Origin of the sequence: Aeromonas popoffii (assembly GCF_037818705.1) — a bacterium.
GTDB lineage: Bacteria > Pseudomonadota > Gammaproteobacteria > Enterobacterales > Aeromonadaceae > Aeromonas > Aeromonas popoffii.
In genome coordinates, this window is the sequence record NZ_CP149129.1 from 1,121,597 (window position 1) to 1,135,351 (window position 13,755).

Sequence of the window (13,755 nt, forward strand, 5' to 3'; positions counted from 1 at the left end):
GCAGTGGAGGCGGGCGATGGGTGTACCTAGGGCGTCAATTGCATGGCAGCGCGGCGTGGCTTATTTCGGTTTTTGGCTGCTGTTGTTGCCAAGTTTTTCGCTTGCAGATCTGACCTTTGGTCTGCTGCTTGCGGGGGCCGCGACCTGGGTCAGTATGCGGCTGTTGCCCGTTGACGCGGAGAGTTTACGGGTGAGCAAATTGCTGCAATTGGTACCGCACTTTATTTACGAGTCTTTACTTGCTGGAGTTGACGTGGCGCGGCGCGCGCTGGATCCAAAATTGCCGCTCAATCCTGGTTTGGTTAATTGCCCGGTCGGGTTTCCGCCGGGTTTTGCGCGCAATACCTTCGCCACCATTATGAGTTTGCTGCCCGGTTCTGTGTCGGTCGGTGAGGGTGCTGACGATAAGGTGTTGGTGTATCACTGCCTCGACCTAGCCCAGCCGTTGGTCGAGCAGCTATACGCCGAGGAGCGGTTGTTTGCCAAGGCGTTGGTAGTGGGGAAAGCGCATGTCTGAGTTCTTGTTGGGTGCGGCGGTATTTATCCTTGTGGCAGTTGCCTTGGGCTTGTTACGAATCTTGCGCGGGCCGGGGCCGGCTGACCGGATGATGGCGGTGCAGTTGCTGGGCACGGGTGGTATTGCTGTGTTGTTGTTAGTTGGGGTGGCCACTGCCGAGCCGGCAACTGTTGATGTGGCGCTGACACTGGCACTGCTGGCGGTGTTTGCCACCTGTGCGTTCGTTACCGCCCCAGACGCTTCGCGCAACGCGCCACCCGAGGATCGGCAATGAGTATTTTTCTCGATGCTTGGAGCGTGCTCGCGGTGTTGGCGGGTGGTTTTTTCTTTTTTGTTGGCAGTCTTGGTTTGTTACGCTTTCCTGATTCCTTCACCCGCCTGCATGCCCTCACCAAGGCTGATAACCTAGGTCTGGGCTTTGTCGTGCTTGGGCTGTTGCCGCAGATGGACAGTTGGTTTGCCGGCCTTAAAGTGTTGAGTATTTGGTTATTGGTGTTGCTATCGGCGTCGATCATCTCGCAGCTGATCGCGCGTGCCATCAAGCGCAGGGAGTGGTGATGCTTAACCTACTGAATGGCAGTCTGGCGCTGCTAATCCTCGGTTTGGCCATTTGGGTCATAGTTGCGCGTGAGGCGTTCGCCGCCGTCGCCGGTTTTATGGTTTATGGCTTATTGTTGGCGTTGGTTTGGGTCCAGTTACAGGGCATCGACATCGCGCTCACCGAAGCCGCTATCGGCGGGGGGCTGACAGGCGTATTGCTTATTGGCGCAGTGACGCGCTTGCGCGCCGCAGAGGCCTCCATTTATGCCGTACGGCCAAGCGTGTGGCTGCGTTGGCTGGCTGGCGGGCTGTCGCTGGCAGTTACGCTACTGCTGGCACTCTGCGTGCTGGCACTGCCCGACCCGGCACCGACGCTGGCGCATGCGGTGGTGGCCAATATAGATGCCACTGGGGTGGGCAATCCTATCACTGCTGTGCTACTGGCTTTTCGCTCGTTAGACACCTTGCTGGAGGCCATAGTGCTGTTGCTGGCGCTGATTGGCGTTTGGTCGTTGGCCCCAGAGTCAGTATGGGATGGTCGACCTAGCCTGGCTCAGCAACTAGAAACTAATGGTATTTTGGCCTATGCGGCGCGTTTGATGGTTCCGGTTGGCATTGTTGCTGGCGGTTATATCTTCTGGGTTGGCGCCGACCACCCGGGCGGTAAATTTCAAGGTGCTACAGTACTTGCGGCCATGTGGTTGCTGGTCATGCTGGCGGGCCTACAGGATGCCCCGCCGATTAGTCGGACATGGCTGCGTATCGGCTTAGTCTGCGGCCCACTGGTGTTTATTGCCATCGGCTTGGTTGGCGTGCTGAGCGCGGGCGCGTTTCTGGGCTATCCGCCCGGGCTGGCCAAACCCTTAATTATTGCCATTGAGCTGGCGTTGATGCCGTCGCTGACGCTAGTGCTCGGTTTATTGTTGCTCGGCACACCGCAACGCAAGGCATGCCCATGAACACCCCGACGTTATTTGGCCTGTGCGCCGCTGCACTTATTGGCATTGGCTTGTACGGACTGATTGTTAACCCACATCCGTTGCGCAAAATACTGGCGTTTAACCTGCTTAGCAGTGGTGTGTTTATGTTGTTTGGTAGTATTGCCCGCCGGGGCGCCGCGCTGGGTATGGGCGGCGACCCAGTACCGCAGGCCTTGTTGATTACCGGTATCGTGGTGGCGTTTTCAGCCACGGCACTGGCGGTGGCCTTGCTGTTGCGGCTGTTTGCCGTCACCGGTGCGGTAATCCTGAATGATCACGCGCCGAGCAAGGCGGACTCTGCGGCCGGTGAGGTGTAAATGCCAGTGTCTGCCGCTATGCCGGTTTTATTGAATATCTCGACGAGCACTTCGGACGCCGGTTTGCTGTTGGTGCTGGCTGTGCTGTTGCCGTTTGTGGGCATGATGTTCGGTGTGCTCTGTGGTGCTCGTCACGCGCAACGGGTGACCCAACTAGCGCTTCTGTTGGGCCTGGCAATTGCACTGGCCTGCGGCGTTGTACTGCTGAAAACGAACACCGCGCTGGTGTACGTGCTGGGAGGCTGGGCCCCGCCATTAGGGGTCGCCTTGCGTGCCGATGGCTTATCAGTGGCGATGTTGCTGGCGACCGCGGTAGTGGTTTGCGCTGTGGGCGTTTACGGCGGCGCAGACTTTGGTGCTCGCCGTGGCGAATCACTGCAGCGCGCCGGCTTTAGTTTTTGGTTGCTGCTACTGGCGATCTGGGGCGCGCTCAACCTGGTGCTGGTGAGTGCCGACCTGTTCACCTTGTATGTCGCCCTCGAGTTGTTGACCTTCTCTGCAGTGCCATTGGTGTGCTTAGACGGCCGTGGCGAGACGCTGCGTGCGGCGTTGCGTTATCTGTTGTTCGCACTGCTGGGCTCGATGCTCTACTTGCTGGGGGCTGTGCTCTTGTATGGCGCCTATGGCACCTTGGATATCGCCCTCTTGGCCGCCGTGGCTGAGCCGGGCCTACTAGTCGGTGTTGCCGCGGCATTGATGACGGTCGGTTTGCTGGCCAAAACGGCGCTGTTTCCGCTGCATATTTGGCTGCCGCCCGCACATGCCGGTGCGCCGGCGGCGGCCAGTGCGCTGTTGTCGGCCTTGGTGATCAAGGGCTCTTGGTTTTTAGTCGTGCGTTTGTGGTTCGATGTACTGCCAGCCGTGGTGACGTTCTCAGCGTCGCAACTGTTGGGAGCGCTCGGTGCTGCTGCGATCGTGTTTGGCAATCTAATGGCGCTGCGCCAAGCACGCTTGAAATTACTGATCGCCTATTCCACGGTGGCCCAGATTGGTTATCTATTTTTGCTGTTTCCGCTGGCATTTAGCGCTTTGAGCGGGCACATCGAAAACGGGCTTGCCTTGACAGGGGGCATGCTACAAGCGATTTCCCATGCCACGGCGAAGGCCGCGATGTTTATGGCCGCCGGTTTAATCAGTGCTGCGCTAGGCCATGATCGGATCGCCGATTTTGCCGGTGTGGCCCGAGCGTTGCCTGTCACCGTGATGGCTTTTGCACTGGGCGGCATAACGCTTATCGGCCTGCCTCCCTCCGGCGGCTTTCTGGCCAAATGGTTGCTGCTGTCGGCTGCCGTTAGCAGTGGCCAGTGGTGGTGGGCGTTGGTGTTGCTGGTGGGGGGCTTGCTCACCAGTGCTTACCTGTTTGTTGTGTTGGCGCAGGCGCTGCGCGCACCCTTGGTGCCGTTGCTACTGTGCGCCCCAGTCGCTCGTTCTCGCGAGTTGACGGTGCTAGTGCTAGCCCTGTGTTCGGCCTTGCTGGGGCTGGTGGCGTTTGCCGAGGTCGACCTGACTCAGATCGGTCGTCAGGTGGCAATGTTGGAGGGCGCATCGTGATGCTCGGACAGTTGCTATTAGCGACCACCTTAGGATTGCCGTTGCTGATGTTGGCAACTTGCCTGTCGGCCCGCGTGCGTGAGCGGATATTGGCATTGCTGGTGTTCGCGCCATTGCCGGCAATGGCGGCGGCTTTATTTGCCGTCGATAGCCAATTGCTGGTCGGGCAGGGGCGATTGCAGTTGGCGCTGCAGTTGGATGTTCTCGGGGCGATATTACTCGGTGTGGCGGCTTTACTGTGGAGCATGGCGGGCCTGTATGCTGCCAGCTATTTACGTGGTACCGCCAATTGTGGACGCTTTGTGGTCTGTTGGTTGATGACGCTGATGGGCTGTTTGGGGGCCTTTGTAGCCGCCGACATGTTTAGTTTTTACCTGCTACTGGCGCTGCTTGGCGTCGGTGCCTGCGGCTTGGTGGTGCATGATCAGAGCGCTTCGGCGTGGCGCGCAGGTGGTACCTATCTGGGCCTTTCTCTGTTTGCTGAAAGCTGCGTGTTGTTGGCGTTTATCCTGCTGGCGGCGGGCACCCAAGGCGACAGTTGGTTGATCCGTGATGTGGTCGCCGAGTTGCCGCAGTCGCCGTGGTGTGATGTGACACTGGGGTTGCTGATTGTCGGACTGGGGCTGAAAGCTGGGTTGGTGCCGCTGCATGTGTGGATGCCGTTAGCGCATGCGGCTGCCCCGATACCGGCATCTGCAGTGCTGAGTGGCGCGGTGGTCAAGGTCGGCATCATCGGTCTGATTCGCTTTTTGCCACTGCAGACAGCCTTGCCTGACTGGGGTTTTGCCTTAACTTCGGCAGGCTTGTTTACTGCGCTGTACGGGGTGGCTATTGGCATCACACAACAACATCCGAAGGCGGTGCTGGCTTACTCCAGCGTCAGCCAGATGGGCGTCATAGTGGCTGTCTTGGGCATGGGCTTGTCGTCTGGCGAAACCAGCGCGGCACTCTATGCCGTTTGGTATGCGGCCCATCACGTGCTGGTCAAAGGCACTTTATTTCTGGCGGTCGGACTGGCTGCCACGACAGGTGCACGGCATCTGTGGCCGCTGCTGTTGGTGGTGGCCGTGCTGGCATTGGGGCTCGGCGGCCTGCCGTTGACGGGTGGCGCGCTGGCCAAGTACGCGGTGAAGGGGCCGCTGGGCGATGGTCTGGCGGCGACAGTGGCGAATGTCTCTGCCGCCGGCACGACCTTGCTGATGCTGCACTTTGTCTATTGCCTGAAAACATTTGCCGCCACGGACGCGCAGGCGCAGCCGGGCAAGGGCTTGTTGCTCCCTTGGTGCGTGTTGGCGCTGGCGTCGTTATTGATCCCTTGGCTGATGTATCTGTGGGTTGCAGCCGGCACAGTGACCGACCTGCTCGAGCCGGCCTCGCTGTGGCTGGCATTGCGACCACCCTTGGTAGGCATGATTACGGCGATTGCTCTGTGGTATTGGGGCGGGCGTTTGCCACGGGTTCCCATAGGCGATATTGCGGTGTTGTTCGGTAGGCTGATGCCGCGCAACGGCGGCGTTAGCCTTGTGTTTACATCGCTGGATGCGTGGCTGCGGCGCTGGGCCTTGGCTTGCATGGCGCTGTTGGTGTTGAGCCTGTTATTCGCTTGGACACTGTATGGCGGGGGGCGCGGATGAGTTACTTGCCGTCAGCGTTGGACCTATCTATATCTACAACAATATACGTTTGGGCCGCCCGTCCTGCGCTGTGTGCGCCAGGTTTGCCGCTGTCACGCCTCACCAGAAGGAAGTTGAGATGAGAATTAACCTGCTCGTAGTACTGCTTGTCGTCGGTTCGTCCGGCTGCACTGTAGGTCCCGACTACCAGCGCCCGCACAGCGAAACACCCAGTCAATGGCGTAGCGATTACGCGCAGATGGCCGAGCTGACGAACACTAAATGGTGGGAGCAGTTTGCTGATCCGACACTGAACAAACTGGTCGAGAGCGCACTGCGGGAGAATCTTGATGTCGCTGTGGCGGCGGCGCGGGTTGATCAGTTTATTGGCGCTTTGACCGCCACGCGTGCCCAGTTATCACCGCAAGTTGGCTACACTGGCGATGCCAGTCGCTCGCGCGCCAGTCGCCTTGGACAGCCACCGCTGCCGCCCGATGCCGATCCGTATTTTTCGCTTTACCAGGCCTCACTTGGTGCATCCTGGCAGCTGGATTTATTCGGTCGGGTACGGCGTTTGTCGGAAGCGGCGCAAGCACAGGTTTACGCCAGTGAACAGGCACAGCGCGGCGTGGCCTTGTCGTTGGTGGCGAGCGTGACCACCAGTTACATAAGCTTGCGCGCACTCGACCGCCAGCTGGAAATCGCCCAGGCGACGGCAAAGAACTTCGGCACCACGGCGCGCTTGTTCGAGTTGCGCTTTAAATTCGGCATCGTCAGCAAAATCGAGCTGATGCAAATTACCTCGCAGCATCAGCAGGCATTGGCGGCTATTCCGGCGTTTGAGCAGGCCATCGAGGCGCAGGAAAATCTGCTGTCTATTCTGCTTGGCCGTAATCCGGGACCGATCCCGCGTGGCAAGAGTATCGAGCAATTAGTCACCCCGCTAATTCCTGCTGATTTACCCGTCGCACTGCTGCAACGTCGGCCGGATATTCTCCAAGCCGAGCAAAACTTAGTGGCGGCCAATGCCAATGTTGGTGCTACCCGTGCTCTGTATTACCCGAGCGTGTCGATTACCGGCGCGCTGGGGAGTATCAGTAGCGAGTTTTCTAAGTTGTTGACGGGGCCTGCGAGTACCGGATTTATTGCCGCTAGTGTGAGTGGTCCGCTGTTTACTGCTGGCGGAATTGAGGGGCAGGTGTACTCCGCTGAGGCGCAAAAGCGCCAAGCGTTGCTGTTGTATCAGCAGACCATTCTGAACGCGTTTCGCGAGACTAACGATGCGCTCACCGGAGCACAGAAGAAAACCGCCGAAGTGGCGCTACAGCAGCAGCGCGTGGCCGCCTTGCGTGAACTGGCGCAGTTATCACGGCTGAGGTTTGATAAGGGCGTTGCGGGCTATCTGGATGTATTGGTCGCCGAGAATGAGTTATTTGCCGCCGAGTTGGCAACCGTCGGCTTGCTGGCCAACAACTATAGCCAGTTTATTAACGTGTATCAGGCCATGGGTGGTGGCTGGGTCGATATTGCAACTTCGATGACGGTGCAGCCGAAAGGCGGGCTAAGCAGCGCCGCATCACAACAATAGCGTGCTAACGCGAGTATGGTGGTGCTCAACGTCATGCTGATTGTTTGCGGCTGGCCCAGCGCCAGATACAGCGATTTGTTGCTTACCCGCTGGTTCTCGCGGATCTTCAGCACAATGCAGTCCAGATAGACGATGGGATAGAGCGGGTCTAACTGCCAAATTTGTAGTCCTTGATATCGTGCAAACTGGTCTCGATACCCCAGCACTGACCGTACAGTTGCAACGCTTTGGCGGTACTCACATCGACCCGATTGCTGGCTAAAAACCAGGGTTCTTTCATGTCGCTCTTGTGGCAGCAATACACCCGCTCGACCCGCGCCATATAGCCAACGCCACAGTCCGCTACCACAGTGACAAAACGCCCTCCGGCAAGGTCTTTCTGAGCTTGGTCAGCAACGCCCGCTCATGGATGTTGCACTGGCCTTTGAACAAGGATTCCTGGTGGGTTTTCCACAATAGCGGTGTGTTGCGGCCATGGTTGGTTTGCAGGCTGATAACCAGGGGGCTGTGGTCATCGGCCTCAAACTCGGTCCAGTCTATGGATACGACAATCTCGGTGCGTTCGGACACCACACAGGGAACCCAGTCATCGAAAAGGCGCCAGACATTGAGCTGGATGTTGGTCAGCAAGCGGTCGACTTGCTTGACCGCGTACTTGTGTTCAAGACCACTGGCCAAAGAGAGGCCATTGCCAATGGGATGACCAGCGAGCCTAACTCGATAACCCCGTGGGTTGCATCGGCGAGCGACAACACACGTTTGGCATGCATGTCCTGCCAGAAAATGTCATCAATATGGTTGAGAATGATGTCGTGATTAAGCATTGGGCTGCTCTGTTCGGTATTGGCGGGTCAAAAACGCAGAGCATACCTCAAAGGCCGCACCACGCCTCACTCGTATGAGGGGATGGCTAAGGCTCAGGCCCTGATGAAAGAGGGATTATCCACGCTGAAAGCTGCGAAGAGTGGCGTGGTGGCTGTCGATATTGGAAGCGGTAGCGCACCGAGCCATCAGTGCAATAAGGGATTGGTTGGAGTGGGTTGTAGATTTTTAGTCAAATAATGCTCGCCGAACAAAGCAGAGAAAGTAAATACAAAACAGGACGTTGGAAGGGATTTTAATTGACGCATTTTCTTTAGGTCCTGTACATGATGTTGCACTTGTAATGAGCGAGCATGGTTGGGACTATTAGAGATCCGAAAAGCAATGTGGCATTTATATAACCCCTATCTGTTCCCTTTGACGCCCAATCACAGAGAATGTCCACAATACCAAGGTATTACCGATATCACTCTAGGTTGGGGGGTTATGGCTTGATGGCTGATGTGGGAAGCAATGTCGTCATCAGTCAATTCATTTCATCTATTATTTATTCATTATATTGGTATCCACCAGTATACCTGATATATCGCCAGTGCTCATATTTAAATGTTGCTCTAGTTTGGATTTTAATTCATTGTATTCACCAGATTTAATTAATTCAAGCATGCCTTTGTCAAACATAGTGCTAAGGTATTCTCCGTTGCCAGTTGCTTTTGAGAATGCGATATAAAAATCACCATCAGTAGAAATGGTAAAAACATCTACAACTTGATTTCTAATATTTTTCTTACTTGCAAGATAATAACCAGAACCCTTTCCCAGTAAGGCAAAGTCTATTCTGTTTCGCAAAAGCATATCGAGTTGCACACTGTCAGACTTTACTTTCTCGAAAGTGATTTCAGAATTTTCAAGTATTTCAGTTGGGTATGAATAACCCAGTGTAGCGCCAACCCTGTTACCTGATAGCAATTCATACACCCCAACTTGTCCTGATGCATCATAACTTCTACTCTTTGACGTCAATGAACAAACCCCTAGCGGTTCGTTTACAAGTGGCGTTTTTGGCCACACATATTTATTTTTGTTGTCTCTTGTTATGGCAGCATTAAAGCAACCGGAAATAACATTAGTAAGTGCTAGATACATGCAGCGTGAAAATGGAATTACTTTATACTCAGTGTTAATGCCTACTTTTTTAAAAGCTTCACGAACTACAATGGGTGTAAAGCCGTCAAGATGTCCAGTTTCTTTATTTAAGAAACAGTAGGGAGCCCAGTCATCTTCTACACCTAATATAATTGTTGTAGGTTTTCCTGATGAGGGGTACACATTGCCTGGGAAAATGAAAAAAATTAATAACAATATAGTCATTGTGTAAGTGTGGCTTTTCATAACAGCTCCCGAGTACATACGAATACATTTATAATACATCATGTACAGGATTCTATTTTATTATCTCATATGTTGAATGCGTTCCAATAACTGATCCGCAACGAAAGCCGCGGTGTCACCGCCGTTGGGCGTCTTCTGTTATCTGGTGACTGAACCGTGCCTGCCGCAGCGCTGGGCAAATTGCTGTCAGTTGTTCCTTGGCTGACTCGGAAATGAGGTGGTGCGCGTCATTTCTGCGAGCCGGAGAGCGTTGGCCATAGGTCGGTGCCCAGAAAAATTCGGCATTGGTCATCGTCTCTTTCCGCCGACCAATGGGAGGAAGTAGCCATGTGTGCAGATTGACGCTCTCTCGCAGCCGGTCGCGTTGGGCGCGGGCTAACTTGGAGTTGTCTCCATCCTTCACAACCGTCAATAGTGCCAGAGTATCGTCGGCCCCGACGGCTGTCATACTGGCCAGTCAAGCTGGCGCCTTCCCGAGGGCACCACGGCGGCAGCAGCGGCCGCCCATGGCCATGGTGGTGTTCTTCCAGTCCACTGCGGGTTGGATGTGGCTGGCCCGGGTGAGTTGACGTCTCCTGGCATGGGAGTGCTGTCGCCTTGCCAAGGGGTTATATATCGGCACACACTGCTCCTTTCACAAGGCGCGCCTTCGGGGACGCCTTGTCATCTTTGGAGTAGTGATGGCACCAGGAGGTGCAGATGATCGTTCGTCAGGCAACGCAGGCTGATATTCCCGTATTGGTGAGTCTGCGCATGGGGCTGTTTTGTGAGGTGGGTGAGCTGAGCGATCCGCTGGTCGATGTGGATCTCTGGCAGGCGACCAGTGCCTATTTCAGCACTGCGCAGGCTGATGGCAGTGCGCGGTCCTGGGTGGCCGAGGTCGGGGGGGAAGTGGTGGCGAGCGGCACGCTGGCTCTGTTTGTGCGGCCCCCCTATCCAGGCAACGTGTCGGGGCGGGAGGCCTATCTGCTCAACATGTATACACTGCCGGCATACCGCAAGCAGGGCATGGCCAGCGCCCTGCTCAATGCCATGGTGGCCCATGCCTGCGCCGAACAACTGGGCAAGGTGTGGCTGCATGCCAGCGATGAGGGACGCCCTCTGTATGAACGCGCTGGTTTTGTTGCCAATCCGGCGTATCTGGAGTGGTTGCCGGGACATTGATCCTGCCTGTGGCGAGAGCTGAACCGGTTTGTTCCGGCAGACGCAATTGTACCTTTGGCATCATCGCCCCATGCAGGGGCGCTTGCCGAGTGCGATACGCAGGCCGTGGACGATGCGATAGCGGCGTATTCAGGCGCAACTGACAAGCCTCGGGTCATGGGCGCGAGCACCCCGCCACGACCGGCGGGATGCTCGCGATTGATCAGGCCACTCGTCCCTGGAGCGGGTGGATCCAGACCCGCTCGCCGAGTGCGATGGCCGGCTGGGCGGGGACAATTTCAATCAGGCAGTTGGCATCGGCCATGGAGCTCAGAATGCCGGAGCCCTGTGGCCCTGTGGTGCGCACCCGCAGCACGCCGCTGGCATCCTGATGGAAGACGCCGCGCAGAAACTCGGTGCGGCCCGGGCGGCTCTGCATCTTTTGTTCGGCCTGTGCCGACAGGCGCAGCGGTTGCCAGACCCGGCCCTGCAAGCAAGCGATGGCAGGCTCGACAAACTGCAGGAAGCAGACCATGGCCGCTACCGGATTGCCCGGCAAGCCGAAGAAGGGGGTGACCCCCAGCTTGCCAAACGCCAGCGGGCGACCCGGCCGCATCTGGATGCGCCAGAAGGCTATCTGGCCAAGCTCGGCCAGCACCTGCTTGATGTAGTCGGCATTGCCCACCGAGACGCCGCCCGAGCTCAGCACCAGATCGGCGCTGGTCGATGCCTGCTCCAATTGCTGGCGCAGTATGGCGGGATCGTCGGGGATAATGCCCAGATCCATCACCTCGCAGCCGGCGGCGGCGATGAGCGCCATCAGGGTGAAGCGGTTGCTGTCGAAGATGTGGCCGGGGGCCAGGGCCTCGCCCGGCGCCTGCACCTCGTCGCCAGTACTGAACAGCGCCACTTTCAGCGGGGTTCGCACGCAGAGCGTGGCTTGACCGAGCGATGCCGCCAGCCCCAGCTGGGGGGCGCCAAGGCGAGTACCGGTCGGGATGGCGACGGCACCCCAGGCGAGATCTTCACCGGCCAGACGCACATTCTGCCCCGCCCGGATCGGGGCACTCACCGTTACCCACTCACCTTCAATAAGCGTCTCTTCCCGCATCACCACGGTATCCACGCCGGGGGGCAGCGGCGCGCCCGTCATGATCTGCACCGCCTGACCCGCCAGCACAGGCTCATGGCGCGGCTGGCCCGCCAGCACTTCACCCACCAGTTGCCAGCGGCCAGCGGCGAGATCGTCGCCGCGCAGGCCAATCCCGTCCATCGCCGAGTTGGCGTGGGGCGGTACATTGATGGGGCTGACGAGATCGGCTGCCAGCACGGCGCCGTGGCACTGGGCCAGCGGCATGTCGGTGCTGCGTGGGGTTGGGGTGAGGGCGTCCAGAATGGTCTGGCGGGCCTCCTCCACTGATAGAAAACCGGCTCCCGGTGTCTGCTCCCGTTGCCGGGATTGAGCCAAGTGGGTACAGACGAAGTCGGCGATGGCCGCCAGATCATTGATATCGAGTTGGGGCAGAGTGGTTTCCTGCGGCGTATCGCTTGCCAGCGCGATGATATCGTCATCGTCCGGGAACAGCAGTGGCTTGCCGAGCGCTGCGCGGTGCAGCTCGATTTTCGGGAAGTGCTCGTGTTTGAACCCCTCCACCAGCAGCAGATCGAGCTCGGTCTGATCGAAGCTTGCCAGCAGCTGGTGAAAGTCGGCTTCGGCCAGATCGGTCTCAATGATGCGAGCATGGCGGCGGCGGGAGGCAACCATCATCTGGCTGGCACCGGCCTTGCGCAGGCGATGGCTGTCTTTGCCCGGCTGGTCGATGTCAAAATCGTGATGGGCGTGCTTGAGTACGCCAAGGCGCAAGCCACGACTCACCAAAATGGGGATGAGTTGTTCCAGCAGGGTGGTCTTGCCGGTGCCGCTCCAGGCGGCAAAGCCGAGCAGGGGAAGGGTGGGGGCCGGGGTCGTCATCGCCAGGGTCATAGCGCGGCTCCTTGTTGGGGGTCGATAGCCGAGTTCAGCAGGCGTGCCTCGTAGGCGGCCAGCTCGGCCGGGCTGTTGAGATTGATGAAGGCATCCGGCTCATCGGCAAAGCTCACCACCGCCATCTGGTGGCGGGCAAACCAGATATCTATCTTGCGCTCCCCTTCGGCCAACGCGCGGCAAAGGGAAGGGAGCAGGGATTTGTGCAGCAGGGCCACCACGGGTTGCAGCCAGTCGCCGTCGTGAGCCACCACCAGCTCGGTGCCCGGAGTGAGGGCGGCGCGAAAGCGGCTCATCAGATCACAGGGCAGGGCAGGGCCATCGCAGGGGACGAACAGCACCCAGTCGTGGCGCGCGGCGGCAAGGCCGACCTGCATGCCCGCCAGTGGGCCGAGATAGTCGTTGTTGTCATCGCTGATGACCGGGGCCAGCACCTGATAGCGCGCCTGACTGCGGTTGGCGTTGATCAGGATCTCGTCGACCTGGGGCTGGAGCCGGTCAAGCACGTGATCGATGAGCGGACGGCCCGCAAGCTGGACCCAGCCCTTGTCTTCGCCCCCCATGCGGGTGGCGCGGCCACCGGCCAGGATCACGGCAGAGACGGGGAAGGCATCAGTTCTGGATTCGCTGTTTGAGGTCATGTCGCTCGATGATTTTCAAAGGGGTGGGTTCGTGCAGTTTGCCACGGGCGAGGGTCCATTGCCGCTCGCACAGGTCGGTCAGATCGTTGTTCTGGTGGCTGATGATGACCAGACCACTGCCCTGTTCCCGCAGATCTTGCGCCAAGGCGGCCATCAGGGCAACCGAATGTGCATCCAGATTGGCGGTGGGTTCATCCATCAGCAAAAAGGCGGGCTGCAGCGCCCAGGCACGGGCCATGGCCAGACGCTGGCGCTCGCCACCGGACAAAATACTGATGTGTTCCCGCGCCACTCCTTCCAGCTCGACCCGGCGCAGCGCCTCGAACACCCGCACCTCGTCGGCGGCCTGATGGCCGAGGGCCCAGGCCACGTTGTCGTGCACGCTGCGATCGAACAGATAGGGGGTCTGGTGCAGATAGGTGACCCGGCCCGGGCCGGGATCCCGCTTGATCCACTGCTCGAGTCTGGCGCGCCAGCCACGGGCGAGGTTGGTGTGGCCCTGGGTCGGCGTCAGCAGGCCGGCCAGTATCTTGAGCAAGGTGGTCTTGCCCACCCCGTTCGCCCCGCGCAGCCAGATGGCGTCGCCTGCCGCGATGGAGAGCCGCTCTATCTGGAACAGGTTACGCTCGCCAAAGCGCATCATCAGCTGGTGGGCGGTCAGGGCCAT

13 protein-coding genes and 3 pseudogenes are annotated in these 13,755 nt (G+C 58.3%); 10 read left to right on the forward strand and 6 right to left on the reverse strand.

Annotated elements, in window-relative coordinates; all coding sequences use genetic code 11:
* Positions 1 to 16 precede the first annotated feature (16 nt).
* From WJM78_RS05415 to WJM78_RS05450, 8 genes are all read left to right on the forward strand, one after another.
* Positions 17 to 517 carry a Na+/H+ antiporter subunit E gene (locus WJM78_RS05415; protein ID WP_042038340.1) on the forward strand — a complete coding sequence of 167 codons (501 nt, stop codon included), beginning with the start codon at positions 17 to 19 and terminating at the stop codon, positions 515 to 517.
* Positions 510 to 791 (forward strand): monovalent cation/H+ antiporter complex subunit F, encoded by a 282-nt coding sequence (locus tag WJM78_RS05420; protein ID WP_108537276.1) that lies wholly within the window; start codon positions 510 to 512, stop codon positions 789 to 791. Before WJM78_RS05415 ends, WJM78_RS05420 begins: the two co-directional genes overlap by 8 nt.
* Positions 788 to 1,075, forward strand: coding sequence for a cation:proton antiporter (locus WJM78_RS05425; RefSeq protein WP_108537277.1), 288 nt, complete (start codon positions 788 to 790; stop codon positions 1,073 to 1,075). The genes WJM78_RS05420 and WJM78_RS05425 overlap by 4 nt, the downstream gene beginning before the upstream one ends.
* Positions 1,075 to 2,016, forward strand: a complete 942-nt coding sequence (locus WJM78_RS05430; RefSeq protein ID WP_275931219.1) for a hydrogenase subunit MbhD domain-containing protein — start codon at positions 1,075 to 1,077, stop codon at positions 2,014 to 2,016. The genes WJM78_RS05425 and WJM78_RS05430 overlap by 1 nt, the downstream gene beginning before the upstream one ends.
* On the forward strand, positions 2,013 to 2,354 hold the full coding sequence (locus tag WJM78_RS05435) for an NADH-quinone oxidoreductase subunit K (RefSeq protein WP_275931220.1): 342 nt from the start codon (positions 2,013 to 2,015) through the stop codon (positions 2,352 to 2,354). The genes WJM78_RS05430 and WJM78_RS05435 overlap by 4 nt, the downstream gene beginning before the upstream one ends.
* The gene (locus WJM78_RS05440) at positions 2,355 to 3,905 is read left to right on the forward strand and encodes a complex I subunit 5 family protein (protein ID WP_339014288.1); all 1,551 of its coding nucleotides are present in this window, start codon (positions 2,355 to 2,357) and stop codon (positions 3,903 to 3,905) included.
* Entirely contained in the window at positions 3,905 to 5,539 is a 1,635-nt protein-coding gene (locus tag WJM78_RS05445; RefSeq protein ID WP_339015761.1) for a complex I subunit 5 family protein, read from the forward strand. Before WJM78_RS05440 ends, WJM78_RS05445 begins: the two co-directional genes overlap by 1 nt.
* A gap of 118 nt (positions 5,540 to 5,657) precedes the next feature.
* The gene (locus tag WJM78_RS05450) at positions 5,658 to 7,106 is read left to right on the forward strand and encodes an efflux transporter outer membrane subunit (RefSeq protein ID WP_108537279.1); all 1,449 of its coding nucleotides are present in this window, start codon (positions 5,658 to 5,660) and stop codon (positions 7,104 to 7,106) included.
* A gap of 53 nt (positions 7,107 to 7,159) precedes the next feature.
* Here WJM78_RS05450 and WJM78_RS05455 read toward each other — a convergent pair.
* Positions 7,160 to 7,264: pseudogene (locus tag WJM78_RS05455) on the reverse strand (transposase); the annotation flags it as partial.
* A pseudogene (locus WJM78_RS05460) lies at positions 7,261 to 7,930 on the reverse strand (IS4 family transposase); the annotation flags it as partial. The pseudogenes WJM78_RS05460 and WJM78_RS05455, both read right to left, overlap by 4 nt.
* A 91-nt stretch (positions 7,931 to 8,021) precedes the next feature.
* Here WJM78_RS05460 and WJM78_RS05465 point away from each other — a divergent pair.
* Positions 8,022 to 8,196 (forward strand): annotated as a pseudogene (locus WJM78_RS05465) (IS4 family transposase); the annotation flags it as partial.
* Positions 8,197 to 8,471: 275 nt separating this feature from the next.
* Here the strand turns inward: WJM78_RS05465 and WJM78_RS05470 are convergent.
* Positions 8,472 to 9,320 carry a substrate-binding periplasmic protein gene (locus WJM78_RS05470; protein ID WP_339014290.1) on the reverse strand — a complete coding sequence of 283 codons (849 nt, stop codon included), beginning with the start codon at positions 9,318 to 9,320 and terminating at the stop codon, positions 8,472 to 8,474.
* A gap of 699 nt (positions 9,321 to 10,019) precedes the next feature.
* On the opposite strand from WJM78_RS05470, the gene WJM78_RS05475 reads away from it, so the two are divergent.
* Positions 10,020 to 10,484: a GNAT family N-acetyltransferase gene (locus WJM78_RS05475; protein WP_108536293.1), complete on the forward strand. Its 465-nt coding sequence runs from the start codon at positions 10,020 to 10,022 to the stop codon at positions 10,482 to 10,484.
* Positions 10,485 to 10,686: 202 nt separating this feature from the next.
* Here WJM78_RS05475 and WJM78_RS05480 read toward each other — a convergent pair whose 3' ends face one another.
* Genes WJM78_RS05480 through WJM78_RS05490 form a run of 3 tightly spaced genes read right to left on the reverse strand, consistent with a single transcriptional unit; the run spans position 10,687 to position 13,755 of the window.
* Positions 10,687 to 12,447 carry a bifunctional molybdopterin-guanine dinucleotide biosynthesis adaptor protein MobB/molybdopterin molybdotransferase MoeA gene (locus WJM78_RS05480; protein ID WP_339014293.1) on the reverse strand — a complete coding sequence of 587 codons (1,761 nt, stop codon included), beginning with the start codon at positions 12,445 to 12,447 and terminating at the stop codon, positions 10,687 to 10,689.
* Positions 12,444 to 13,088, reverse strand: coding sequence for a molybdenum cofactor guanylyltransferase MobA (gene mobA / locus WJM78_RS05485; RefSeq protein WP_339014295.1), 645 nt, complete (start codon positions 13,086 to 13,088; stop codon positions 12,444 to 12,446). The genes WJM78_RS05480 and mobA overlap by 4 nt, the downstream gene beginning before the upstream one ends.
* The gene (locus WJM78_RS05490) at positions 13,060 to 13,755 is read right to left on the reverse strand and encodes an energy-coupling factor ABC transporter ATP-binding protein (RefSeq protein WP_108537375.1); all 696 of its coding nucleotides are present in this window, start codon (positions 13,753 to 13,755) and stop codon (positions 13,060 to 13,062) included. The genes mobA and WJM78_RS05490 overlap by 29 nt, the downstream gene beginning before the upstream one ends.